Annotated in this window: 21 protein-coding genes and 4 pseudogenes; 8 read left to right on the top strand and 17 right to left on the bottom strand. The window is 73.5% G+C overall.

Annotated features, from left to right (window positions below; translation table 11 throughout):
• Nucleotides 1-84: 84 nt before the first annotated feature.
• Entirely contained in the window at nt 85-603 is a 519-nt protein-coding gene (locus ACZ60X_RS00930) for a carboxymuconolactone decarboxylase family protein (RefSeq protein ID WP_469591935.1), read from the bottom strand.
• A gap of 46 nt (nt 604-649) precedes the next feature.
• On the opposite strand from ACZ60X_RS00930, the gene pdxR reads away from it, so the two are divergent.
• The gene (pdxR, locus tag ACZ60X_RS00935; RefSeq protein WP_469591937.1) at nt 650-2,185 is read left to right on the top strand and encodes a MocR-like pyridoxine biosynthesis transcription factor PdxR; all 1,536 of its coding nucleotides are present in this window, start codon (nt 650-652) and stop codon (nt 2,183-2,185) included.
• Between the two features lie 82 nt (nt 2,186-2,267).
• Here the strand turns inward: pdxR and ACZ60X_RS00940 are convergent.
• From ACZ60X_RS00940 to ACZ60X_RS00950, 3 genes and pseudogenes are all read right to left on the bottom strand, one after another.
• Nucleotides 2,268-3,130 (bottom strand): annotated as a pseudogene (locus ACZ60X_RS00940) (SAM-dependent methyltransferase).
• Between the two features lie 134 nt (nt 3,131-3,264).
• A complete protein-coding gene (locus ACZ60X_RS00945) occupies nt 3,265-3,519 on the bottom strand; it encodes a DUF397 domain-containing protein (RefSeq protein ID WP_071382716.1) in 255 nt (84 codons plus the stop codon).
• Entirely contained in the window at nt 3,520-4,380 is an 861-nt protein-coding gene (locus ACZ60X_RS00950) for a helix-turn-helix domain-containing protein (protein ID WP_469591939.1), read from the bottom strand. It abuts the gene before it with no gap.
• A gap of 234 nt (nt 4,381-4,614) precedes the next feature.
• Here ACZ60X_RS00950 and ACZ60X_RS00955 point away from each other — a divergent pair.
• Together ACZ60X_RS00955 and ACZ60X_RS00960 are read left to right on the top strand one after the other, a co-directional pair.
• Nucleotides 4,615-5,193 (top strand): annotated as a pseudogene (locus tag ACZ60X_RS00955) (ATP-binding protein); the annotation flags it as partial.
• Between the two features lie 641 nt (nt 5,194-5,834).
• Nucleotides 5,835-6,233, top strand: coding sequence for a hypothetical protein (locus tag ACZ60X_RS00960; RefSeq protein WP_469592966.1), 399 nt, complete (start codon nt 5,835-5,837; stop codon nt 6,231-6,233).
• 74 nt (nt 6,234-6,307) lie between these two features.
• On the opposite strand, the gene ACZ60X_RS00965 is transcribed toward ACZ60X_RS00960, so the two are convergent.
• From ACZ60X_RS00965 to ACZ60X_RS00985, 5 genes and pseudogenes are all read right to left on the bottom strand, one after another.
• Nucleotides 6,308-6,484 carry a hypothetical protein gene (locus ACZ60X_RS00965; protein ID WP_469591941.1) on the bottom strand — a complete coding sequence of 59 codons (177 nt, stop codon included), beginning with the start codon at nt 6,482-6,484 and terminating at the stop codon, nt 6,308-6,310.
• A gap of 175 nt (nt 6,485-6,659) precedes the next feature.
• Nucleotides 6,660-7,310 carry a DUF899 domain-containing protein gene (locus ACZ60X_RS00970; protein WP_469591943.1) on the bottom strand — a complete coding sequence of 217 codons (651 nt, stop codon included), beginning with the start codon at nt 7,308-7,310 and terminating at the stop codon, nt 6,660-6,662.
• A 149-nt stretch (nt 7,311-7,459) separates the two neighbouring features.
• Nucleotides 7,460-8,478: pseudogene (locus ACZ60X_RS00975) on the bottom strand (cytochrome P450 family protein).
• A gap of 106 nt (nt 8,479-8,584) precedes the next feature.
• Nucleotides 8,585-10,348 carry an FUSC family protein gene (locus ACZ60X_RS00980; RefSeq protein ID WP_469592968.1) on the bottom strand — a complete coding sequence of 588 codons (1,764 nt, stop codon included), beginning with the start codon at nt 10,346-10,348 and terminating at the stop codon, nt 8,585-8,587.
• Between the two features lie 267 nt (nt 10,349-10,615).
• Nucleotides 10,616-11,380 (bottom strand): nucleotidyltransferase family protein, encoded by a 765-nt coding sequence (locus ACZ60X_RS00985; protein WP_469591946.1) that lies wholly within the window; start codon nt 11,378-11,380, stop codon nt 10,616-10,618.
• Between the two features lie 249 nt (nt 11,381-11,629).
• Between ACZ60X_RS00985 and ACZ60X_RS00990 the strand changes: the two genes are divergently transcribed.
• The gene (locus tag ACZ60X_RS00990; RefSeq protein ID WP_469591948.1) at nt 11,630-12,046 is read left to right on the top strand and encodes a RidA family protein; all 417 of its coding nucleotides are present in this window, start codon (nt 11,630-11,632) and stop codon (nt 12,044-12,046) included.
• A complete protein-coding gene (locus tag ACZ60X_RS00995) occupies nt 12,043-12,501 on the top strand; it encodes a GNAT family N-acetyltransferase (RefSeq protein WP_469591950.1) in 459 nt (152 codons plus the stop codon). The genes ACZ60X_RS00990 and ACZ60X_RS00995 overlap by 4 nt, the downstream gene beginning before the upstream one ends.
• 88 nt (nt 12,502-12,589) lie before the next feature.
• Here ACZ60X_RS00995 and ACZ60X_RS01000 read toward each other — a convergent pair whose 3' ends face one another.
• Together ACZ60X_RS01000 and ACZ60X_RS01005 are read right to left on the bottom strand one after the other, a co-directional pair.
• Complete coding sequence (locus ACZ60X_RS01000; RefSeq protein ID WP_469591952.1) at nt 12,590-13,312, bottom strand: aspartate/glutamate racemase family protein; 723 nt, start codon at nt 13,310-13,312, stop codon at nt 12,590-12,592.
• A gap of 5 nt (nt 13,313-13,317) precedes the next feature.
• Nucleotides 13,318-14,778, bottom strand: a complete 1,461-nt coding sequence (locus ACZ60X_RS01005) for an NCS1 family nucleobase:cation symporter-1 (protein ID WP_469591954.1) — start codon at nt 14,776-14,778, stop codon at nt 13,318-13,320.
• 144 nt (nt 14,779-14,922) lie between these two features.
• On the opposite strand from ACZ60X_RS01005, the gene ACZ60X_RS01010 reads away from it, so the two are divergent.
• The gene (locus tag ACZ60X_RS01010; RefSeq protein ID WP_469591956.1) at nt 14,923-15,585 is read left to right on the top strand and encodes a GntR family transcriptional regulator; all 663 of its coding nucleotides are present in this window, start codon (nt 14,923-14,925) and stop codon (nt 15,583-15,585) included.
• Nucleotides 15,586-15,594: 9 nt separating this feature from the next.
• Here ACZ60X_RS01010 and ACZ60X_RS01015 read toward each other — a convergent pair whose 3' ends face one another.
• Complete coding sequence (locus ACZ60X_RS01015; protein ID WP_469591958.1) at nt 15,595-16,290, bottom strand: uracil-DNA glycosylase; 696 nt, start codon at nt 16,288-16,290, stop codon at nt 15,595-15,597.
• Between the two features lie 285 nt (nt 16,291-16,575).
• Between ACZ60X_RS01015 and ACZ60X_RS01020 the strand changes: the two genes are divergently transcribed.
• Nucleotides 16,576-17,457 carry an RNA-binding S4 domain-containing protein gene (locus tag ACZ60X_RS01020; RefSeq protein WP_469591960.1) on the top strand — a complete coding sequence of 294 codons (882 nt, stop codon included), beginning with the start codon at nt 16,576-16,578 and terminating at the stop codon, nt 17,455-17,457.
• Nucleotides 17,458-17,646: 189 nt separating this feature from the next.
• On the opposite strand, the gene ACZ60X_RS01025 is transcribed toward ACZ60X_RS01020, so the two are convergent.
• Complete coding sequence (locus ACZ60X_RS01025) at nt 17,647-18,342, bottom strand: class I SAM-dependent methyltransferase (protein WP_469591962.1); 696 nt, start codon at nt 18,340-18,342, stop codon at nt 17,647-17,649.
• 154 nt (nt 18,343-18,496) lie between these two features.
• Nucleotides 18,497-19,405, bottom strand: coding sequence for an acyltransferase domain-containing protein (locus tag ACZ60X_RS01030; RefSeq protein WP_469591964.1), 909 nt, complete (start codon nt 19,403-19,405; stop codon nt 18,497-18,499).
• Nucleotides 19,406-19,516: 111 nt separating this feature from the next.
• Here ACZ60X_RS01030 and ACZ60X_RS01035 point away from each other — a divergent pair.
• Nucleotides 19,517-19,765: pseudogene (locus ACZ60X_RS01035) on the top strand (DUF6343 family protein); the annotation flags it as partial.
• Between the two features lie 129 nt (nt 19,766-19,894).
• Here ACZ60X_RS01035 and ACZ60X_RS01040 read toward each other — a convergent pair.
• Genes ACZ60X_RS01040 through ACZ60X_RS01050 form a run of 3 tightly spaced genes read right to left on the bottom strand, consistent with a single transcriptional unit; the run spans nt 19,895 to nt 21,920 of the window.
• Nucleotides 19,895-20,275: a tetratricopeptide repeat protein gene (locus ACZ60X_RS01040; RefSeq protein ID WP_469591966.1), complete on the bottom strand. Its 381-nt coding sequence runs from the start codon at nt 20,273-20,275 to the stop codon at nt 19,895-19,897.
• Nucleotides 20,276-20,324: 49 nt separating this feature from the next.
• Nucleotides 20,325-20,936, bottom strand: coding sequence for a dephospho-CoA kinase (coaE, locus tag ACZ60X_RS01045; protein WP_469591968.1), 612 nt, complete (start codon nt 20,934-20,936; stop codon nt 20,325-20,327).
• Nucleotides 20,937-20,981: 45 nt separating this feature from the next.
• Entirely contained in the window at nt 20,982-21,920 is a 939-nt protein-coding gene (locus ACZ60X_RS01050) for a PAC2 family protein (protein ID WP_469591970.1), read from the bottom strand.
• Between the last annotated feature and the right edge of the window lie 187 nt (nt 21,921-22,107).

The following is a 22,107-nucleotide window of genomic DNA, read 5'->3' on the forward strand; positions in this document are numbered from 1 at the left end:
GCGGGTCGTCCGTGGCGTGTGCGGTGGCCGCTCACCCGTACCGGCGGCGGTGGCGGGTCGTCCGTGCCGGAAGTGACCGGTCGGTCATCCGTTGCGCTCGTCCGTGCCCGCCACCTTGCCGGTCGTCAGCGCCACCCGGTTCCACGTGTTGATCGTGAGGATCAGGGCGAGGACGTGGGCCAGTTCGCGCTCGTCGAAGTGGGCGGCGGCCTCGGCGTAGACGGTGTCGGGGACGCCTCCGTCGGCGACCAGGGTCACGGCCTCTGTCAGGGCGAGGGCGGCCTGTTCCTTCGCGGTGAAGAAGTGCCGGGCCTCGCGCCAGACGGCGACCATGTGGAGCCGGTCCTCGCTCTCCCCGGCCTGGCGGGCGTCGTTCGTGTGCATGTGGAGGCAGTAGGCGCAGTGGTTGAGGTGCGAGGCGCGGATCTGGACCAGCTCGACCAGCGCGGGGTCGAGGCCCTCGCGGGCGGCGGCGTCGAAACCGATGAGGGCACGGAAGACCTTCGGCGCCGCCCGCCCGAGGTCCAGTCGGGTCCGGGCACCCTCGGTGGCGGCGACAGCGCTGGTCAGATCGGCGGCGGCGGTGATCGTGTTCGTCGTCATGCGGCCAACCTACGGGCCCGAAAGACCGACTGTAAGGTGCATTTCCATGACGGAATCATGGGTCAATTCCGCGGAGCGGATCGGCGCCGATCTGCATCTTGAGCTGTCGGGGCCGGGCGGGCGGCGGGCCGCGCTGATCCGGGCGCTGCGGGACGCCGTGCGCGGTGGACGGCTGGCTCCTGGCATGCGGCTGCCGCCGTACCGTTCGCTCGCCGCCGATCTGGGCGTGGCCCGCAACACGGTGGCCGACGCGTACGCCGAGCTGGTCGCGGAGGGCTGGCTGACCGCCCGGCAGGGTTCGGGAACCCGGGTGGCCGAGCGCGCGGAGCCGCTGCCCGCGGCCGTACGGACACCGGTGAGAACGCCCGCACGCGTGCGTGGGCCGCGGCACGATCTGCGGCAGGGCAGGCCGGACGCGTCCGCGTTTCCGCGGGCCGCGTGGGCGGCCGCGTACCGGCGGGCCGTGCAGACCGCGCCGAGCGAGGCGTTCGGGCCCGGGGACCCGGCCGGACGCCGGGAGCTGCGCGAGGCGCTGGCGGAATATCTGGCACGCGCGCGTGGCGTGCGCACCGAGCCGGACCGGATCGTCGTCTGCTCGGGCTTCGCGCACGCGCTGCGGCTGCTGTTCGGACAGGGTGGGGGCGGGGGCGGGGTGCTGCGCGGACCGCTGGGCGTGGAGGCGTACGGGCTGGACTTCCACCGGGAGTTGCTCGCGACGGCCGGGGTACGCACGGTGCCGCTGCCGCTGGACGCGGACGGCGCGCGCGTGGACGTGCTCGGGCGGGAGCGGGCCGTCCTGCTCACGCCCGCGCACCAGTTCCCCACCGGCGGCCCGCTGCGTGCGGAGCGCCGGGCGGCCGTGATCGACTGGGCACGCGCGCGTGGTGCGGTGGTGCTGGAGGACGACTACGACGGCGAGTTCCGCTACGACCGCAGGCCCGTCGGCGCGCTGCAGGGTCTCGACCCGGAGCGGGTGATCCACCTCGGGTCGGTCAGCAAGAGCCTGTCGCCCGCCCTGCGGCTGGGCTGGATGGTGCTGCCCGAGCGGTACGTCGGACCCGTGCTCACGGCCAAGGGCGAACGGGAGGGCTGGGCGAGCGTCCTCGACCAGCTCGCGCTCGCGGAGTTCATCGCCTGCGGGTCCTACGACCGTCATGTGCGGCGCATGCGGCAGCGGTACCGGCACCGGCGCGACCGGCTCGTCACCGCGCTCGCCGAGCACGCGCCGCACGTCGAGGTGACGGGCCTCGCCGCCGGTCTGCACGCCGTGCTGCGGCTGCCGCCGGGCACGGAACGCTCCACCGTCAAGGCCGCCGCGTGGCAGGGCATCGCCCTGGACGGCCTCGCCGCGTTCCGGCACCCGGAGGCGGGGACGGCGGCGCTTGCCGGATCGGGTGAGGAGTTGGGCGAGGGACAGGGCGGGGGACCGAGCGACGGGCCGGCCCAGGAGCTGGGCGACGGGCCGAGCAACCGGCTTCCCGCGGGTCTCAGCGACGGGTTGGTGGTCGGGTACGCGGCCCCCGCCGAGCACGCCTACGGCGCCGCGCTGGAGGCGCTGTGCCGGGTGCTGCCGCCGGGCTGACGGGCGGCGCCGCAGGGGGAGGCGCACGGCCGGCCGGTGCCGGACGGGTGGTCACCGGCCGCCCACCCTGCCGACCGGCAGGTCACCCCACGGGACGGTAGCCTCGCCGACCGGGGCGGCCGGCCTCCCCAGTGCTCTGGGTCTTGCGAGCCACCGCCCCGTACCCCGGGATCACCCCGTCGGCCTGACCGGGGACGGGTTCGCCCAGTTCCGGGTGCCACTTGTGGACGATCTCGACGCCCGGGTCGACGAGTTGGAGGCCCAAGAAGAAGCGGGTGAACCCGTCGCGGGAGCGCAGGGCGAGGGTGACGCCAGCGGCCCGGAGCTTCTCGGTGGCGGCCGCCGACTCCTTTGGCGTGAAGTCGCCCGTCGCGTGGGTCATCGTCAGATAGCTGCCGGAGGGCAGTGCGGACAGCAGGTGGTCGACCAGTTCGTGCGCGCCGTCCTCGTCGGGCACGAAGTGCAGCAGGGCGACCACGGAGCGCGCCACCGGGCGGGCGAAGTCCAGGATCCGCCGGGCGCCCGCGACGATCGCGTCCGGATCGCGGACGTCGGCCTGGAGATACTCGGTCGCCCCTCCGGCGTGCCGCGCAGCAGGGCCGCGGCGTGGGCCGGCACGATCGGGTCGCTGTCGCAGTAGACGACCCGGGCGTCGGGCGCGACCCGCTGGGCGACCTGGTGCGGATTCGGCTCGGTGGGTATGCCGGTGCCGATGTCGAGGAACTGCCGTACGTCCTGCCGGGCCAGCCAGCCGGTGGCGCGGTGCATGAACGCGCGGTTGACCCGGGCCATCACCGGCACCCGGGGGTCGAGGGCCAGCATCCGCCGGCCCATCGCCTCGTCGACCGGGTAGTTGTCCTCGCCGCCGAGATACCAGTCGTACATCCGCGCGGGATGCGGCTTGCTGGAGTCGATCTCCACGGTCGTCGGGTCCTGCCCGGTCATGCGGCACTTCCTGAGTGTCGGTGGTGAGTAGGGCGGATGTGCGGGCGGCGGCCTGGGTGACGGGTGATCAAGTCGGCACCTCTGCGGGGGGCCGGGCGCAGGGGGCCGGCTGGGAAGTCGAGGGCACGCTCGGTTCAGGACAGCAGGAAGTCGGCCTCCCCCGCCTTGGCGCCCTCTATGAACGCGGTCATCTCGTCCGTGGTGTAGATCAGCGCCGGCCCGTCCGGGTCGGTCGACTGGCGCACGGCGATCCGGCCGTCGGCCAGCTTCATCGCCTCCAGGCAGTTACCGCCGTTGCCGCCGCTCCAGGGCTTGTGCCACCCCTCGCTGCCCAGCTCCCGCGCGGGCATGCCGTTGTAGACGTGTCCGCGCGGCTTGATGCGATCCATTCACAGCTCCTTGCGGAGATCCTGGAGGATCTCCTTCGTGCGTTGTGCCGTAGCGGCCTGGGCCGCCATGCGGTCCATGACCTCGAGATGGGTCGCCACCTCTTTGCGCGCGTCCAGGTAGACGGCGCCGGTCAGGTACTCGCTGTAGACCATGTCCGGCAGTTCTGACATGGCAAATCGGAACAGCACGAAGGGCCCGTACGTCCCCGGGTGCGGCCCGTCCGCGAACGGGGCCACCTGGAGCGTCACGTGGGGCAGCTTCGTGGCCTCCAGCAACTTGTCGATCTGGCCGCGCATCACCTCGGGGCCGCCGACGTGGCGGCGCAGGGCGGTCTCGTCCATCACCGCCCAGAAACGGGGGGCGTCGGAACGGCTGAGCAGCTCCTGGCGTTGCATGCGCAGCGCGACGTGCCGTTCGATGTCCTCCGGACTGGTCTGGCCGATGGCACCGGACTTGAGCACAGCGCGCGCGTAGTCCTCGGTCTGGAGCAGGCCGGGGACGAAGTGCGGCTCGTAGGAGCGGATCAGGCCGGCCGCGCCCTCCAGGCTGACGTACATCGAGAACCAGCCCGGCAGGATGTCGTGGAACCGCTGCCACCAGCCGGGTCTGTTGGCCTCCTCGGCGAGCTGGACGAAGACCTCGGCCTCGTCGTCGGGCACGCCGTACGCCTTCAGCAACAGTTGCAGATACGGGATTTTGAGGGCGACCTCGGCCATCTCCATACGGCGGACGGTGGCGGGGGCGACGCGCAGCACGCGCGCGGCCTCCTCGCGCTTCAGCCCGGCGCGTTCCCGCAGGTCCAGCAGGCGCCGCCCGAGGACCACCTGGCCCACCGTCGGCGCGGACCGCGGCTCGCTCACGCTGTCACCTCCACCGAATCCACGGAAAAAGCCCCGCTCCACCGGACGCCTCGATCGCAGTGCTTCCTGACAGCACTGTTTCCCGACAGCCCTGCGGCGCCACTCGAAGGCTCATTCGAAGACCGGGGCGGATCTCCGATGACCCCAATTGGCGCCGCTCGACGTGCTGTTGCGAGCAGTGTGCCACGGCCCCCGACCGAGTCACACAGCACTCTGCAATTTTCAGAGTGACACTTGCCAAGTGTTCACGGCGGGGAGATAGTGGCAAGCGTGATTCCGTCCGCGCCCTTAGGAACAGATGCCGCCGCAGACCGTTCCGGTCTCGGTGCCGCGTCGGGAGCGGCCCCTGTGCGGGGCACCGCCGAGCGCCGGTTCCGCTTCGAGCTGGCCGCACATCCGGGTTCCGTCGCCCAGGCGAGACGCCTGGCGCATGCCCGGCTGACCGGCTGGTCCGTGTGCGCGGACACCTGCGACAGCGCGGCCCTGGTCATATCCGAGCTGGTCACCAACGCCATCGTGCACACCGCGAGCAGCCGTGTCGTGTGCGAGCTGCACGATCACGACGACGTCGTGCGCATAGCCGTAGGTGACGAGGGCTGCGCTCCCGGCGAGCCCCACCCGTCCCCGCAGCGCCCGGACGAGGAGCACGGGAGGGGATTGCTTCTGGTCGACGCACTGTGCCGGGCCTGGGGCACGCGGGAACACGGTCCCGGCCTGCTGGTCTGGGCCGATCTGCCGCGGCAGGGCGACGCGGCGCACGACACCGCCGAGCCGTGCAACGACCTCGGCTGGGGCGCCCGCCCCAAGCCGGGCCGGCCGGGCGAGTCCCGCGAGGACGACCCGGCCGAGACCGGCCACGAGAACGCCAGGCGGCACGAGGGATCACTCGGGCGCGAGGCCTCACGGGGCCGCGAGGGCGCGCAAGGACGTGACGGCTCGCAGGGGCGCGAGGGCTCCGCGTGGGGCGAAGAGTCGGAACGGACCGCCGGCAGGACGCACGGCGAACGCCGGGTCCCGGAGCAGCCCGGCCGCGACGGCCGCACGCCTTCGGGGCAGCAGCCCGGTCACTCGGTCCACGAGACCCCGGAGCAGCCGTCGGCCCCGGCGGTGCGCCCGGCCTCGGCCCCCGAACGCAAGCCCCGGCACGTGCCCGAGCTGCGGGTGCACCAGGTGTCCGAGCAGTTCCGGCACGGGATACACGGGACACACGGCCTGCCCGGGCCGTACCGGTACGGCGTGCCGCAGCCGCATCGGCAGCGGTTCCCGGACCGCCCCTGGCAGCCGCACCCGCAGGTGCACCGGGCTCCCGGACAGCACCGCACCGGGGAGCGGCCGTGACCGGCGGCCCCGACGCCACCGGCGCGGACCACCACGCCCTCCACGACCGCCACGGCTCTGCGGAGGCCACCGGAGCCGCCGGTGTCCCGGGCGCGGGCCACGGCTCCGAGCGCCCGATCGGTCTCGACACCCTCGTACGCCTGCAACGCCGGCGCCCCGTACCGGACGCGCCCCGTCGACTGCTGCTGCCCGAGGGCATGACGGCCCCGCTGGGCTGTGACGCCGTAGCCGTGCCGGACCGTCTCGGTCCGCTGGTCGTCCCCCGGCTGCCCCGGCTGGGCTGTGTGTACACCGACGGCGCGCGGTGGTGGTGGATCGTTCCGTCGGACTCCGACGACGCCCTGCCCTGGCCGTCCCCGGCCCACTACGCCCCCGGCGCCCTGGTCACCGGCCCCGCCCGGCTCGTCCACCGACCCGAGGGCACGGTCCCGTACACCCCGCCGATCCCGCTGTACCTGGCCCTGTGCCGGGTACTCGGCACGACTCCGGACTGGTCACGGGCGGTCTCGGCGTAGCGGCGGCGCGGGCGGCGCATCGGTGTCCGCGCAGGCAGTACCTCGGTGAGCGCACCGGGGGGCCGTCCGGACGGTCACTCCGCGCCGTCGCCGCCGCGCACGATCACCAGGAACATGTCCGTGGCGAGGTCCATGACGACCTCGGCGGGCAGGCCTTCCAGGCGCCGTGCGTGCGCGAACTCCTCCGCGGGCCAGGATCCCCGCGGGCCACCGGCGGGAAAGCGCTCGAGCACCGTTCGCCCGTTCACCATCTCGCACCTCCAGAAAGCGTCGCTCTTTCAGGAGTTAACGCCCCGGAGACGGCGAACGCCTCGCTCAGTGACGGCACTGAGACATTACCTACACCCGTTCGGTGCGGATCGGCAGAATCCGCTCACTTTGCGACATGACCTGCACACAGTACGTCAGCGATGTGCGCCGTCCGCGTCAGACGTCGTACTCGTCGTGCAGGCGGAGCCGGTCGCTGCCGGCGGGACTGCGGCCGAGCGCGGTGAGGTCGAGCAGACCGGCGATGGTGCAGCCGCCGTCCAGGCCGTCGTCGAAGACCGAGTAGGTGTGGAAGACCCGGTCGTGGTCGCGCAGGAAGCAGCTGATGCCCGCGCGCTCGGCCGGGCCCCGCTCCGACTCCACGGTGGCCTCGAAGTCACGGTTGAAGTCGCCGTGCGCCGGCACGTACGAGTACCAGGGCACCGCCCAGCCCATGCGGGCCTTGAACGGCAGGATGCGGGTGAAGGGGGCCCGGGAGACGGACGCGAACGAGGTGTTCCGGGCGCGCAGATGGGCGAGGTGGCCCAGCTGGTCCAGGAAGGCCGCGCAGCACGGGCAGCCGCTCTCCCACTCCGGGGCGAACATGAAGTGGTGGACGATGAGCTGGGCCCGCCCGTCGAAGAGGTCGAGGAGCGTGGCCTTGCCGTCGCCGCCGTCGAAGACGTACTCCGTGTCGACCTCGACCATGGGCAGCCGCCGCCGCTGCGCGACGAGTTCCTCGCGCGCCCGTCTGACCGCCTCCTCCTTGCGCAGCAACTCCTCGCGCGCCGCGCGCCACTGCTCTCGCGAGACGATCTCCGGAAGCGACATGGGCCCTCCTGTCCGACGGTCGGTTCCCAGGGCTGACCGTGGCGGAGAGCGGAACTCATCGCCGCGCGCGAAGATTTCTCAGCACCGGTTGCGGCACCCGGTCCTCCCTGCCGCCGCGCCCGTTCCCGGCTCCTGTGCGGGTACGGCCGTCAGTACGTCACCGGCAGGGCCACAAGGCCCCGGGCGCGCATGGACGGGCGCCAGGTCGGCTCGCCCTCCGCCAGGGCGAGTGCGGGCAGGCGCTCCAGCAGGGCCGCCAGGGCGATCTCCGTCTCCACGCGGGCCAGCGGTGCGCCGGGGCAGTAGTGGATGCCGTGTCCGAGGGCGAGGTGTCCGGTGGCGTCGCGGAACAGGTCGAGGCGGTCGGGATCGGGGAAGCGGGCGGGGTCGCGGTTGGCGGCGGCCAGGCAGACCCGGACCGTCTCGCCCGCCGGGACGCGTACCCCGGCGATGCTCACGTCCTCGACCGGGGAACCGGCGCATGGCGAACAGCATGGGGCCTTCGTGGCGGGCGAACTCCTCGACGGCCCGCGGCAGTAGCGCCGGGTCCGCGCGCAGGGCGGCGAGCTGGTCGGGATGCCGCAGCAGGGCGAGCACGGCGTTGCCGATGAGCTGGACCGTGTTCTCGTACCCGGCGAAGAGGATGAGGAAGGCCAGCGACATCAGCTCGTCCTCGCCGAGCCGGTCACCGTCGTCGCGTACGGCGATCAGCTCGGACAGCAGGTCGTCGGCGGGCGGCCGGTGCTTGGCCGCGAGCAGGTGGGTGAGGAAGCCGAGCATGGCCGCCATCGCGTCCTTCGAGGCGTCGGGGGCGGGCCGGGTCGGGGGCGGTGAGGCTGTCGGTCCACTGCCGGAAGTCCGGTCGGCGGTACGGCGGACGGGCTCGCGCAACCGCTGGACGCGGCGCGGGATGAAGGCGCGGCCGACCAGGCGCCGGATGCGGGTCCATGTTGAGGAGGTTGGCGTCGAGAGCGGGTGCCAGCGACAGGCCTTTGTACGCGCCTGCCGTACCGCTCCGCTTGTCGAGCGACAGCCGGGGGTCGGCGAGCGCGGCCCTGCCGTCCTCGCACCGGGTGACGAGCCAGGCCGCGGTGCCGTCGGGTCCGGTGATGCGCCGCACGGGCGCGGTGTCGCGCAGCAGCCGGTAGACGTCGTAGGGCACGCGGATTCAGGTGGCGTACTCCTGGACCCGCCGCGCGTGTCCCCGGTCCGCGAGCGGGCATCGGGACCGGCCGACTCCCGTACCGGCCGGGGCTGATGGGGACACCGTCCGGCTACGCGGCCGAGGGCAGCCGGACCTCGGTTCCCTGGAGTTCCAGCTCGGCGAGGGCGTCCCGCAGTTGCCTGACGTGGCGGGGGCTGAGACGGCCGGTGTCGTCGAGGTGCACGGCGCAGGCGGTGGTCGTGTCGACAAGTCGCTCCAGGGCGTCCGCGACGGCGTCGGTGCCCGCGGTGTGCCGGGCCAGCGCGGGCAGCTCGGCGGCGGCGAGCGCGATGGCGCTACGGGCCTCGGCGAGCCTGCGGTAGGCCTCGCGGCGCAGCGCCCAGCGTTCGGCGCGGTCGCCGGACTCGCCGAGGACGTGCACGAGATAGGCGTGCGCGGCGCTGCCGGCCGCGGCGAGCCGGGCCCGCACGCCGCCGCCCCGCTCCCCCGGCATCGGCAGGTGCCCGACGACCAGCACGAGCGCGCACGCGAGCAGCGTCTCGCCGATGCGGCTGACGGAGGCCTGCGGTTCGCCGCCGGCCATGACGAGGGCGAGGACGAGGACGGTGACGACGGCGGTGAGCGCGGCGAAGTGCCGGGTGGCCACCGGGACCAGCGCTCCGCAGAGCGCGACCAGCGCGATCAGCCCCGCCGGGTGCGGCAGCAGCGCGGCGAGCCCGGCGAACACCAGGGCGCCGAGCACGGTCCCGGCGGCCCGGCACAGCACGCGGGAGACCAGCGGTCCGAGGTCGGGCTTGACGAGGAAGACGGCGGTGGCGGGCAGCCAGTACCAGTGCTGGTGGTGGCCGTACCAGCGGCTGTGGTGCAGCGCCTGGGCGATGGCGGCGCTGGCCCCGAAGCAGAGGGCGACGCGCAGCCCGTACTCGCGCCCGCCGGTGCCGAACGCGGCCCGCAGGACATCCCTCGCGGTCCGCCGCCGGGCGAACAGCCGGTGGTCCTTGCCCTCGGCCCGGTCGAAGGCCTCGGCGGCGCGCAGCAGGGCGTCGTCCAGGGCCCGCAGAGCGGGCGCGGACCGGTGGGGCGCGGGCAGCGGCCCGGTGCCGGTGTTGCCGCGGACGGCGGCGGCGAGCCTGCGCGGCCCCTCCCCCGCCCGCGCGGAGACGGACTCCCCCGCCCAGTACAGGGCGGTGGCCGCCTCGGCGAGCGGCAGCGCGGCCACGTACTGGGCGTGCAGCCGGCGCTCGGCGGCGGAGCCGGCGTACCGGCGCAGCCGGGGGCCGGCGAGGGCGTCCTGCGCGTGGTCGAGCGCGGCGGTCAGCGCGGCCCTCCGCGCCGCCGCGTTCCGGCTCCCCACGGCGTCGAGCAGGTCGGCGACGGCGTCGTACACGTCGGCGACCGCCTGCCGCTCCCCGTCGAAGCGGAAGTCCCCGGCGAGCGAGCCCGGCGTGGGCAGCGCGAGCCGCAACAGGATCAGCCACCCGGCGCCGGCGAGGAAGGCCAGCGCCCGCTGCCAGCCGCTCGCGGCCGCGGGCATGCCGGCGCCGAGGGCGGCGCCGACGAGCAACTGCGTCCCGGCGGCGGAGGCGACCGGCCCGACGGCGCTGATCGCGCCGGCGACCAGTCCGAGCAGGGTGAGCGCCAGGGTGAGCGGGACGGCGGCCAGTTCCTGCCCGGCGTACGTCCCCGCCAGCAGCCCGAGCGCGCCGGTGAGCGCGGGTCCCCCGAGCCGCTTGACGGAGGCACGTCGGCTGCCGGGACGGTCGTTGATGCCGGCGAGCATCGCGGCGATGGCGGCGAGCACGCCGCTGGGCAGCCGGTCGGCCAGCACACCGGCGAGCAGCAGCGGTCCGGCGGCGAGCGCGCCCCGGGTCATCGCGCTCCAGGGCACGGGACCGCGCTGGGCGCGCAGGGCGTGGGCGAGCCAGAGGGGTGCGGCGGGCCGGGACACGGGGCTCCTGTTCGTACGAGGGCGGGGTGGGCCTTCGGACGACGGTGGCCGGCGGACCGTGCTTCCACCCTAGGGCGGCTCGCCCGGGCGAACGGGGCGGTCAGGTTTCGTGTGTGTGAAAGGTGCCGGGGGTGCCGGTTTCTTTATGAACGCAACGCCCGGACTGCCGTGATGGCGGTGCTCTGCCCGTCGTCACGAGCGGGCTCGCCCCAGGATTTCCGCGGCCTGTGTGACGGCGCGGACGAGGGCCTCGGGCTCGGCCCGCATCGCGTCCACCACGGCGTCGACACGGCGCAGCCCGGCCCGCTCCAGCAGTCGCTTCTCGTTGGTCACCCACTCGCCGCGCCCGGCCAGCACCCCGTGCGCGGCCTCGGCCGCGGCCGTGGCGACGGCTCCGGCGGTCTCGGTGAGACGGCCGTGCGGGGCGTGGCTGTTCCTGGCGTAGTCGAGGGTGGCGCGGGCGGTGCCGTGCCAGCGCTCGGCGGCGGCGACGCGCAGCTTGGCCGGGTACCGCTCCGGGCGGGGCAGATCGCCGTGCAGCACCTGGTTGAGAGCCAGTTCGGCCACCACCAGGTAGGTGGGGATGCCGGCCAGGTGGAAGAGCAGGGGTTCCACCCGGAAGCGGCCCTCCGCGGCCTCCGCCAGCTCGTGCTCGACCACGTCGAGGTCCCGGTAGTGGACGTCGACCCGGCGGCCCTCGACGGTCAGCCAGGCGCCGCCGTTGAAGACACCGCCGCCCCAGCCGCCGATCTCGGAGACCTCTCCGGACCAGCCGAGGGCGCGCAGGCCGTCGGGGTCGAACGGGCCCCGGTAGTAGACCGCCAGGTCCCAGTCGCTGTCCGGGCGGTGGGTGCCCTGCGCGCGTGAGCCGCCGAGGGCCACGGCCCGGACGGTGGGCAGGGCGGCGAGGCGCTCGGTGGTGCGGGCGAGGAAGTCGGCGTCGGAGGACCTGGTCATGCCCTCAGCGTGCCGCAGCCGTCCGGGAGTCCGCTTCCGAATTCCCGCGGGCGCCCACGCGGCACGGCGCGTTCGTCCGGGTACGGATGCCGCACCGGGGCGGCTCCCTCGCCTGGCGGGCCCATGCGACGGAAATCGGGATGCGCGGGCGGGTGGTGGCACCGGATGATCGGGGGCTGACCAGTCGGCCGGCCGCCCAGCCGGTCGGCGGCCGGCCGCCAGCCCGTGAGCCCACCGCAGGAGCCGCCCGTGATCCGCCGTGTGAACGCACCCGGACTCTTCCCGCCGCCCACCTACGCGCACGCCTCGGTGGTGGAGGCGGGCACCAGGATCGCCTTCCTCGCGGGGGCCGTGCCGCTCGACGGGAAGGGGGAACTCGTCGGCCCCGGTGACCCCGTGCGGCAGACCGAGCAGGTGATCGCCAACCTGCGCGGGCAACTGGCGGCCGTCGGAAGCGACCTGGCGCACGTGATCGCGACGGACGTGTACGTCGTCAGCGGCGAGCCGGCCGGCCTGTCGGCGGTGTGGGACGTCGTCGAGGCCTCGGGGCTGAGCACCGGCCCCCACTCGTCCACGCTGATCGGCGTCGCCTGTCTCGGGTACCCCGGTCAGCTGGTGGAGATCACGGCCACGGCCGTGGTGGCGGAGGGGGCGGGCCCCTCATGACCGGCGTCGTGCTCCGGCGGGCGACCGCCGAGGACGCGCGGGCCGCCGCCGACGTCTGGCTGCGCTCCTTCGCCGCCGCGCTGCCCACCGTCGTCCGGCCGCGCACCGACGACGACGTCAGGGACTACTTCCGGGACGTCGTCGTACCGTTGCGGGAGACCTGGGTGGCGCAGGCGCCCGGCGGTGCGATCGTCGGGGTGATGGTCCTGGACGACGAGCGGCTGTCCCAGCTGTACCTGGACCCCGGCTGGCGGGGGCGCGGCATCGGCGACCGGTTCGTCGCGCTGGCCAAGGAGCACCGCCCGGGCGGGCTGGCCCTGTGGACCTTCCAGGTCAACGAGCCCGCCCACCGTTTCTACGAGCGGCACGGCTTCACGGCCGTCGAGTTCACCGACGGCAGCGGCAACGAGGAGCGGGAGCCGGACGTGCGATACGTGTGGCGGCCCGGGGCCTGACACCGGCTCGCCCCCGCGGCCGACCCCACGCCGTTCCCTGGCACTCGCTCACCCCGCGGCCGACCCCACGCCGTTCCCTGGCACCCGCTCACCCCCGCGGCCGCCCCCACCTGCGCTCCTTGGGCAGCGGCCGCTCGTATCCGCCCGCCCGGCTGGTCGTCAGGCCCAGGGCCACCAGGGACTCGGCGAGCCGGACCGCCGCCGCCACGCCGTCGACGACCGGCAGCCCGAGCTTCTCGCCGACCGTCCGCTGCAGGCCCGTCATCCCGGCGCAGCCCAGGACCAGGACCTCGGCTCCGGCGTCCCGGGCCCGTTCGGCCGCCGACAGGAACGCGGCCTCCGTACGGCCGGGGTCGTCGGCGAGGTCCAGGACGCCGAGGCCGGTGCCGACGACGGCGGCGCAGTTGCGGGCCACACCCGCGGTCTCCAGGCTGTCCTCGATCTGGCCGCGGGAGCGGTCGAGGGTGGTGACGACGCCGTAGCGGCGGCCGAGGAGGCAGGCGAGGTGGGCGGCGGCCTCGGTGATGTCGACGACCGGGACGTCCACCAACTCCCGTGCGCCTTCCCGGCCGTGCTCGCCGAAGCCGGCGAGCACGACGGCGTCGTACGCGGGGCCGTCGTAGGTGCGCAGGGTGTCGAGGACGGCCGCCGCCGAGAGGTAGCTGTCGAGCCAGCCCTCCGCCGACGCGGGGCCCCAGGCGGGGGTCAGACCGGTCACGGTGGTGCCCGGGCTCGCGGCGGCCCGGGCACCTCGCACGATCTCGTCGGTCATCCCCTGCGTGGTGTTGCAGTTGGTGACGATGATCCGCACGTCCGTCAGGCCTCCTGAGCCGTACCGGCCGCGCGCTCACGGCGGTTGATCAGCGCGTAGAGGGCGGCGGCGAGCGCGGTGCCGATGAACCAGGAGTACGGCGCCACGTCGCTGAAGCCCTTCAGCAGCGCCAGCACGGCGGCGACCGCGGCGGAGGGCAGGAACGCCCCCAGCGCCTTGGGGTTGACACCCTTGCGATAGTGGTACGGGCTCCCCGGCCGGGCGTCGAACAGCGCGTCGACGTCGATCCTGCCGCGCTTGACCCAGTAGTAGTCGATCATGATCACGCCGAACAGCGGGCCGAGGAAGGCGCCGAGGCCGCCCAGGAAGTAGTTGACGACGGTGGGGTTGGAGAAGAGGTTCCAGGGGGTGACGACCAGCGCGGCGACCGTACTGATCATGCCGCCAACCTTGAAGGTGATCTTCTGCGGCCAGACGTTGGCGAGGTCGTACGCCGGTGAGACGAAGTTGGCCACGATGTTGACCCCCATGGTCGCCACCGCGAAGGCGAACGCGGCCACGACCAGCACCCAGGTGCTGCCCACCTTGGCGACCAGCTCCGCCGGGTCGGTGATGGCCTGGCCGAACGCCTTCAGCGAGCCCGCCGTGACGATCACCGAGACGACGACGAAGGCGGTGGAGTTGATGGGCAGGCCCCAGAAGTTGCCGCGCCGGACCGTCCGGTAGTCGGGGGCGAAGCGGGAGAAGTCGCAGAAGTTGAGCATCAGCGTGCCGTAGGTGGCGAGGATCAGGCCGATCGCGCCGAACCACTGGCGCCACTGCTCGCCCGTCGAGACCGGGTGCGGGGTGGAGGTGAGCGAGATGCTCCAGTGGGCCCTGGCCAGCACCCAGACCGCCAGCGCGATCATCACCAGCCAGATCACCGGGCCGCAGAAGTCCTGGAACCTGCGCACCGCCTCCATGCCCTGGCTGATGATCACCCATTGCAGCAGCCAGAGCGAGACGAAGGAGATCCAGCCCAGCGCGTCGAGGCCGAGGAAGGAGTGGTGGGTGAGGGACGCCAGGCCCGGCCACGCGGCCAGCAGCATCACGTTGACGGCGACGGAGGCCAGATAGGTCTGGATGCCGTACCACATGATGGCGATCACGGCTCTGATCAGCGCCGGGATGTTGGCGCCCCAGACGCCGAAGCTGATGCGGCTGACCACGGGGAACGGCACGCCGTGCCGCTGGCCGATCCTCCCCATCCGGTTCATGCCTGCATAGATGAGCACGAAGCCGGCGAGCAGGGCCGTGAAGACCTGCCACACGTTCATGCCGAGGACGAGCAGGCCGGCGGCGAAGGTGTAGTTGCCGAGGTTGTGGACGTCGGACATCCACATGGCGAACAGGTCGAAGACCTTCCAGTTCCGCTGCTCGGCGGGGGCGAGGTCCTCGTTGACGAGACGGGGATCGGGAGTGAAGGCGGTGGCGCCGGGAGCTTCGGCGCGGTCGGCGAGGGACACGGGGCCTCCATGGGCGAGGGGACGGAGGACGGCAGCCGTTTGGTATACCAAACTCCCGTCATGGTCCCGCCGTCAACCGTTCGGACCGATGTCGTTGCCGTTACGGCCCCGTAAAAGCACCGCCGGGTCGGCGAAGATGGCCCCATGAGCCCGACGACGAAGACCGAACCCCTCGGCGCCGTGCGCGAACGCGTCCTCGCCAGCCTGCGGGAGGACATCATCGCCGGACGCCTGGCGCCCGGTGACCGGCTCGTCGAGCGGGAACTGGCCGAGCGGTTCGGCGTCTCGCGGGTGCCGGTTCGAGAGGCGATCCGCGCACTGGTCGCCGAGGGCTTCGTCCTGTTCGAGTCGGCCCGCCGCACGGTCGTACGTCGGCTGACCCCGACCGATGTCCGGGAACTCTTCGAGCTGCGCGAGGCGTTGGAGGTGTACGCGGCCGGACTGGCGGCGACCCGGGTGACCCCCGAGGCCCTGGCGGAGCTGCGGGAACTGCTGGAGCAGGCGGCGGGGGCGACGCGCGAGGGGGACGCCGAGACGATCACGGACCTCAACACCCGCTTCCACGACCGCATCCGCGCCCTGGCCGGCAACAGCCTGCTGATCTCGGTCATGGAACCGGTCGACGGCCGCCTGCGCTGGCTCACCCGACGCAACGAGGAATGGCCCCAACTCCTCACCGAGCACCGCGCGTTGTACGACGCGATCGCCTCCGGCGACCCGGAGCGCGCCCGCGCCCACGCGCTGGAGCACGTCCGCGCCAACTACCGCTCGACGGTACGGCACCTCTTCGGAGCCGACGCTTCCTGACCAGGTGCGCTACGGCAGACCCGCTGCCCGCGCGGCCGTGCGCAGCACCTCGCGCAGCATGTCCGAGGTGAGCCGGCCGGTGAAGGTGTTGCGCTGGCTGACGTGGAAGCAGCCGAAGAGGTCCAGGCCGTCGAGCGCGACGCGGGTGCCATGGGCGAAGCGCGGGCGGGGCCGGGGCACGCTCCAGCCCGCATCGGCGAGCGCGGGCAGCGCGGCCTGCCAGCCGAAGGCGCCGAGGACGACGACGGCCCGCAGCGTCGGACGCAGCAGCGTCAGCTCCTGGACGAGCCAGGGGCGGCAGGTGTCGCGCTCGCCCGGGGTCGGCTTGTTGGCGGGCGGCGCGCAGTGCACCGGCGCGGTGACGCGGACCCCGTACAGCTCCAGTCCGTCGTCGGCACGGACGGAGGTGGGCTGCGAGGCGAGGCCCACGTCGTACAGCGCCTGGTAGAGCACGTCCCCCGAGCGGTCGCCGGTGAACATACGGCCGGTGCGGTTGCCGCCGTGCGCCGCGGGGGCCAGCCCGATGATCAGCAGCCGGGCGTCGGCCGGGCCGAATCCGGGCACCGGCCGCCCCCAGTACGTCCAGTCCTCGAACGCGGCCCGCTTCGTCCGGGCCACCTCCTCGCGCCACTCCACCAGCCGCGGACAGGCCCGGCACTCCGCTACCCGCCCGTCGAGCCGGGTCAGCGCACTGCTGTCGTCCATAGGGCCACCGTATGCCGCTCGCCGGGGAACCATGAGAACGACGAGGTGGGACGCGAAGCGAGGGCCCTGGCCGGTGAGGGAGCACCGGCCAGGCAGCCCTGGCCGGTGACGGCACGCGTGCGCGTGCCCGCGTGGCGTGGCGGCTCAGCGGGGCTCGTCCCTTCGGTCCACACATACGCGGCGACGCCGACCTGCTCGTCGGCGACACGGCCCGATGCGTCGCCGTGCGCGGAGACGGACGAAAACACATCCGGGGCGACCGTGTCCGGGAGTTAAGGTCGGTGCATGGCTTCCGAGGACGCGGACGACAACGTGAACCGTGACACCGGCGGACCGGACGGACCGGATCCGGCCCGGAACACCGCCGGCTCCGGCGCGGCGGCCGACCGACCCGACGATCCCAAGACCGCCGCCGCGGTGGCCGCCGCCGAGGCCGCGGGGCCGGCGACCGGTGAGACCGTTCGTATCGACAGCTGGATCTGGGCCGTACGCCTGATCAAGACGCGTTCCCTCGGCGCCACCGCCTGCCGGGGCGGCCATGTGCACGTGAACGGCGAGCGGGTGAAGCCCGCCTACTCCGTGCGCGTCGGCGACGAGGTTCGACTGCGGCACGAGGGCAGGGAACGCGTCGTGATCGTCAAGCGCCTGATCCGCAAGCGGGTCGGCGCCCCGGTGGCGGCGCAGTGCTACATCGACAACTCCCCTCCGCCCCCGCCCCGCGAGGCCGTGGCGCCCGCCGGGCTCCGCGACCGGGGCACCGGCCGCCCCACCAAGCGAGACCGCCGCGAGCTGGAACGCCTCCGCAGCCTCGGAGCTCCGGCCGGCTTCGGGACGCCGGGCGGCTTCCGCCAACCGGGCGGCTTCGGCGGGTCCGGGGCAGCCGGAGGAGGGTTTGGCCCCGGAGGCCCCGGAGCCCTCGGCGGTCCCAAGGGGGCCGGTGGTGCCCGAGGAGTCGGTGGTCCCGAAGGGTCCGGCGGACTCGACGGCACGGCCGGGTCAGAGGGCTCGGGCCGCTCCACCGGCTCGGACGGCTCTGCGGGCTCGGGCCGCTCCGGGGGAGCCGGCGACCGGGGCCGCCGTGGCAGGAGCGACGGGACCGGTGGCCGTGGTCATGCCGGTGGGTCCGGTGCGGGTGGTGGATCGGGGAGGCGTGCCAAGAGGCGGTGATCCCCCACCCGGGGTGACCCGGGCGCGCCCCAGGCTCCCCAGGCGCCCTGGTCGGCCACAGCGCCCCGGGACGCTTCCCCGCCGCTCCCCGCTCGGCCGACCGCGCCCGCACCGGCTCCGCCATGTCCCGCACCCGCCCTCGTCGCTCTCCGGGCCGGATACGGCTGCGGGAGAACGCCGGCTACCCGACTATGCCGTCTTCACCGCCCGCACCCATATCCGGTCCGGCGTGAGATACCTGTCCACCTCCAGCCCCGCTTCCGTCAGTGCCGACTCGAACTGCTCCTTCGTCAGGGCCCTGGACAAGAACGTCTGGGTCCAGACGGCGTCCGGGAACGTGTACTCGGCCCGGACCGAGTGGACTCCGTCTCCGGCGGGTTCGACCGAGGCGATCCGTACCGTGAAGCCGCTCGGGTCGGCCCGCTCCCTCGGTACCCTCGTGTGGTAGTCCTCACCCTCTCGCTGGATGAGCACGCAGCCGCCCTCCGCCACATGCCGGGCGCAGGTGCGCAGCAGGCCCCGGCGCACGTCCTCGTCACCGGCGTGGACGAGGAACGACGCGAGCATCACCACGTCGAACGTCTCGCCGCCCAGGTCCAGTTCCTCGATGGGGCTGCATACCGTGCGTGCCCCTCGAATGCGGGCCAGCATGTCGGCGGACTCGTCCACCGCCGTGACCCTGAAGCCCCGCTCGATGAGGGGGTGGGTCATCCGGCCCACTCCGCTGCCCAGTTCCAGGATGTGCGCCCCGGCCGGTACCGCCGCGGCGATGATGTCCGGCTCGTCGCCCACCGGCAGCCGCTCGTACAGCTCGACCGCGCAGCCGTCCGGGGTGATGGCGCCGGGCCCCGTGCCCTCGTATCCCTCACGCATTTCGACCGTCATGCCCGAAGAACGACCCGCCCCCGCACACCCGTTCCCCTCCGCCGCCGGTTCACCCGTTCGAGTTATCCCCCACCTCACCCGCGCAGCTCAGCGATCTGCCACCAGCCGGCTGCCGTGCGTCTGCCATCTGCCGACCGCCTTCTGTGAGCAGTCGTCAGTCGGGGAACGGGAACCATCCGTGCCCGACATACCAGTGCCCGCCCGCCCGCAGGTGGTCCCCCACCGCGCGCTCCACGGACGTGCGCCGCGGCAGCTCGGCCACCGGCAGGCACGGGTCCCCGAACACGAACCGGACGGGCTCGGTGTCCGCGGGTTCGGTGTCCTCGCGCGCGGTGCGGAACCGGTTCTGGAACCGGATGATGTTGGAGTCGGCAGGCAGGTACCGCCTCAACTGCCGGTCCAGCAGCCACGAGTGGCACACCGCCGCCACCGGCCGCTCCTCGGGGAAGTGCCGGGCGAAGAACTCACGGGCCCGTGCCAGCGAACGGTCGCAGGCGGACGGGGTCAGCGGACCGAGGAAGTCGGGGATGTGCAGGCTCAGGCAGGGCGCGCCGGGCGCCGTGTCGCGGCCGGCCGCCGCGAGCGCCGACGCCGTCCGCCGCCCCAGCCGCGCCCGTTCGAACTGCAGCCGGCCCAGCTGGAACAGCTCGCCGCGGAAGTGCCGGACGAGCCAGCGCCACTCCTCGACACCGCCGGTGCCGCGTCGTCTGCGGTACAGCGCCATGTGCCGGCCCAGGTCGGCCAGGGTGCGCCGGGAGATCTCGGGCGGGATGTCCCGCTCCCGGTGCCGGGCGAGGGTGCGCGGGGCCGCGGCGAGGAAGACGTGGACGGGGAAGGTACGGCTGAACTCGGCCGGTGCCGCCGCGAAGACTCCGGCGAGGTCGGGGGTGCGGCCGGCCTCCTCCGGCGCGAGGAACAGCTCCTCGACGCCACGGTCCAGGAGCCGTAGGACTCCCGGATCCCCGGTGATCAGCCGCCGCTGGGCCACCAGGTCGTTGATGTCCTCGTGCGGCACCGCCAGATCGAGGAGGAGTTCGGGCAGGTCATCGGCGTCCGGCGGCACGGCGCCCCCCTTCTTCTGAGCGGCGCGCGGACGACGCTCTCGGGGCGGGCATGCGCCGTTGGTCAACGTCGTCCCCGAAGAGTACGTTGCAAGGAGGAGTGGTGATGGGCCATGCGTACGGGCAGTGAACCCTCGACCGCGCGCAGTGCGCTGCGAGCGCGGTTGTGGCTGAGCGTGTGGGGACTGGCCTGGGCGGTCTTCGGCACGGCCGCGTTCGCGCTCGTCGGCCGGCCCGGCTGGGCGGCGGCGTGCGGAGTGCTGTGGCTGGTCGTCGCCGTCGACATGACCGTGATCCTCCGGCACATGCGGCAGGGCCCGCACTACCAGCCGGGCCGTGACGTGCCGCCGTACGAGCCGCCGGGGGACGACGTACCGTCGTACCGGCCGCGTCGGAACCGCCCGCCGTTCCCGCATCCGCCGAGGCACCGGCATCCGTGAACGGCCACCGAGATCCGTGACCGGCCCGCGGCATCCGTGCCTGTGCGCGGCTCAGTCGTCGAACCGGGCGGCCTTGAGGTACTGCGGATTGGGATCGAGCGCGGCCGCCAGCCGGAAGTGGCGTTTGGCCTGGTCGGCGCGGCCTTGGCGCTCGTAGGTGCGGGCCAGCGCGAAGTGCGCGAACGCGTTGTCCGGCTCGCGCTCCAGCACGATGGTGAATTCGAGTTCGGCCGGGCGCAGTTGTGCCGCGGCGAAGAAGGCACGCGCGCGGAGCAGTCGGGCGGCGGTGTTCTCGGGGTGTGCGGCGATGACTCCGTCGAGCAGTTTCACCGCGCCCCGCGGGTCCCGTGAATTGAGCAGTTGCTCGGCTGCACGGAAGTCGATGACATGCGTTTCCGGAGTACGTCCGGTGGAACCGCTGGTCTCGGGCACGGCAGAGTCCTTCCCTCACTCCGGACGTTCAACGCCCGGTCAGGGCCCGCTATTCCGCGGACGCCTCGCGTGCCCGTCGGACGAGGTCCTCCCACACGTCGGCGACGCGCTTGCGCAGCGCGTCCAGGGGGACGTCGTTGTCGATCACGATGTCGGCGATCTCCCGGCGCTGTCCGCGGGTGGCCTGGGCGGCCATGCGCGCGCGTGCGTCCTCCTCGGTCATCCCGCGCAGCCGTACCAGCCGGTCGAGCTGGGTCTCGGGGCTCGCGTCCACGACGATCACAAGGTCGTAGAGGGGCGCCAGAGCGTTCTCGGTGAGGAGGGGTACGTCGTGGATCACCACGGCGTCGGGGGCCGCGGCCTCCTCCAGCTCGCGGGAACGGACGCCCACCAGAGGGTGCACGATCGCGTTGAGGGCGGCGAGCCTGTCGGGGTCGGCGAAGACGATCGAGCCGAGCCGGGGCCGGTCCAGACTGCCGTCGGCGGAGAGCACCTCCTCGCCGAAGGCCTCCACCACGGCCACGAGACCGGGGGTGCCCGGGGCCACGACCTCGCGCGCGATGCGGTCCGCGTCGATCAGCACGGCCCCGTGCTCCACGAGCAGCCGCGACACCTCGCTCTTGCCGGCACCGATGCCCCCGGTCAGGCCCACTTTCAGCATGAGCCGAAGCTTAGGCCCTGCCACTGACAGCGGGACCGGTGGAGGTCAGTTGTCCCCCTCGCGCTCCGCCAGGAACCGCTCGAACTCCCGGCCGATCTCGTCGGCCGACGGGATCTCCACCGGCTCGGCGAGCATGTTGCCCCGGCTCTCGGCGCCCGCGGCGGCGTCGTACTGGTGCTCGAGGCCCTGGACGAGCGCGGTGAGTTCCTCGTCCCCCTCCCGGATCTGCCGGTCGATCTCCGTCTGGGTGCGGTGCGCGTCCGTTCGCAGCGAGTGCGCGACGGCGGGCAGGACCAGCCCGGTGGCGGCCGTGATGGCCTCCAGGACGGTCAGGGCGGCGTCGGGGTACGGGGAGCGCGCGATGTAGTGCGGGACGTGCGCGGCGACGCCCAGGACGTCGTGCCCGGCCTCCCCGAGGCGGTACTCCACCAGCGACTCGGCGCTGCCGGGCACCTGTGCCTCCTCGAAGGGGCTGCGGTGGCCGGGGACGAGGTCGGTGCGGTTGCCGTGCGGGGTGAGGCCGACCGGGCGGGTGTGCGGGACGCCCATGGGGATGCCGTGGAAGTTCACGGACAGGCGCACGCCGAGCCGCTCCACGATCTGCCGTACGGCCGCCGCGAACCGCTCCCACTCGACGTCCGGCTCGGGCCCGGACAGCAGCAGGAAGGGGGCGCCGGTGGCGTCCTGGACGAGTCGGACCTCGATGGCCGGCACCTCGTAGTCGGTCCAGCGGTCCCGCTTGAAGGTCAGCAGGGGCCGACGGGCCCGGTAGTCCACGAGCCGGTCGTGGTCGAAACGGGCGACGAGCTGGTGGGGCAGTGAGTCGAGCAGCCGGTCGACGATCTGGTCGCCGGTCTCGCCCGCGTCGATGTATCCGTCGAAGTGGTAGAGCATGACAAGGCCGGCCGACTCCTGGGCGAGCGCCATGTCGACCACGGCGAGGCCCTTCGGCTCCCATGCGTACAAACCCTGCGGATCAAGCACTGTGACCGCTCCTCCTCGTGTTCCTGAGGGTCAACGCGCGCTGGAGGGCGGGCATTCCCATGACAGGCCACTGATCAGGGACCAGGGGCGCGGGGAACCGCCGAAGAGGCCGCAACGGACCCGCGGCGGACGAACGACCACCGCCCCCGGCAACACCTGAGGGGCCGCACCTGGGAAGGTGCGGCCC

It is taken from the genome of Streptomyces sp. NPDC104106 (assembly GCF_055584345.1).

Excerpts from the sequence above, each read along its gene's own strand:
- ACZ60X_RS01020 (WP_469591960.1), top strand. The coding sequence starts at position 16,576 with ATGGCTTCCGAGGACGCGGACGACAACGTGAACCGTGACACCGGCGGA.
- ACZ60X_RS01025 (WP_469591962.1), bottom strand. The coding sequence starts at position 18,342 with ATGACGGTCGAAATGCGTGAGGGATACGAGGGCACGGGGCCCGGCGCC.
- pdxR (WP_469591937.1), top strand. The coding sequence starts at position 650 with ATGACGGAATCATGGGTCAATTCCGCGGAGCGGATCGGCGCCGATCTG.
- ACZ60X_RS00930 (WP_469591935.1), bottom strand. The coding sequence starts at position 603 with ATGACGACGAACACGATCACCGCCGCCGCCGATCTGACCAGCGCTGTC.
- ACZ60X_RS00995 (WP_469591950.1), top strand. The coding sequence starts at position 12,043 with ATGACCGGCGTCGTGCTCCGGCGGGCGACCGCCGAGGACGCGCGGGCC.
- ACZ60X_RS00970 (WP_469591943.1), bottom strand. The coding sequence starts at position 7,310 with ATGTCGCTTCCGGAGATCGTCTCGCGAGAGCAGTGGCGCGCGGCGCGC.
- ACZ60X_RS01015 (WP_469591958.1), bottom strand. The coding sequence starts at position 16,290 with ATGGACGACAGCAGTGCGCTGACCCGGCTCGACGGGCGGGTAGCGGAG.
- ACZ60X_RS00945 (WP_071382716.1), bottom strand. The coding sequence starts at position 3,519 with ATGGATCGCATCAAGCCGCGCGGACACGTCTACAACGGCATGCCCGCG.
- ACZ60X_RS00980 (WP_469592968.1), bottom strand. The coding sequence starts at position 10,348 with ATGACCCGGGGCGCGCTCGCCGCCGGACCGCTGCTGCTCGCCGGTGTG.
- ACZ60X_RS01010 (WP_469591956.1), top strand. The coding sequence starts at position 14,923 with ATGAGCCCGACGACGAAGACCGAACCCCTCGGCGCCGTGCGCGAACGC.
- coaE (WP_469591968.1), bottom strand. The coding sequence starts at position 20,936 with ATGCTGAAAGTGGGCCTGACCGGGGGCATCGGTGCCGGCAAGAGCGAG.
- ACZ60X_RS00965 (WP_469591941.1), bottom strand. The coding sequence starts at position 6,484 with ATGGTGAACGGGCGAACGGTGCTCGAGCGCTTTCCCGCCGGTGGCCCG.
- ACZ60X_RS00985 (WP_469591946.1), bottom strand. The coding sequence starts at position 11,380 with ATGACCAGGTCCTCCGACGCCGACTTCCTCGCCCGCACCACCGAGCGC.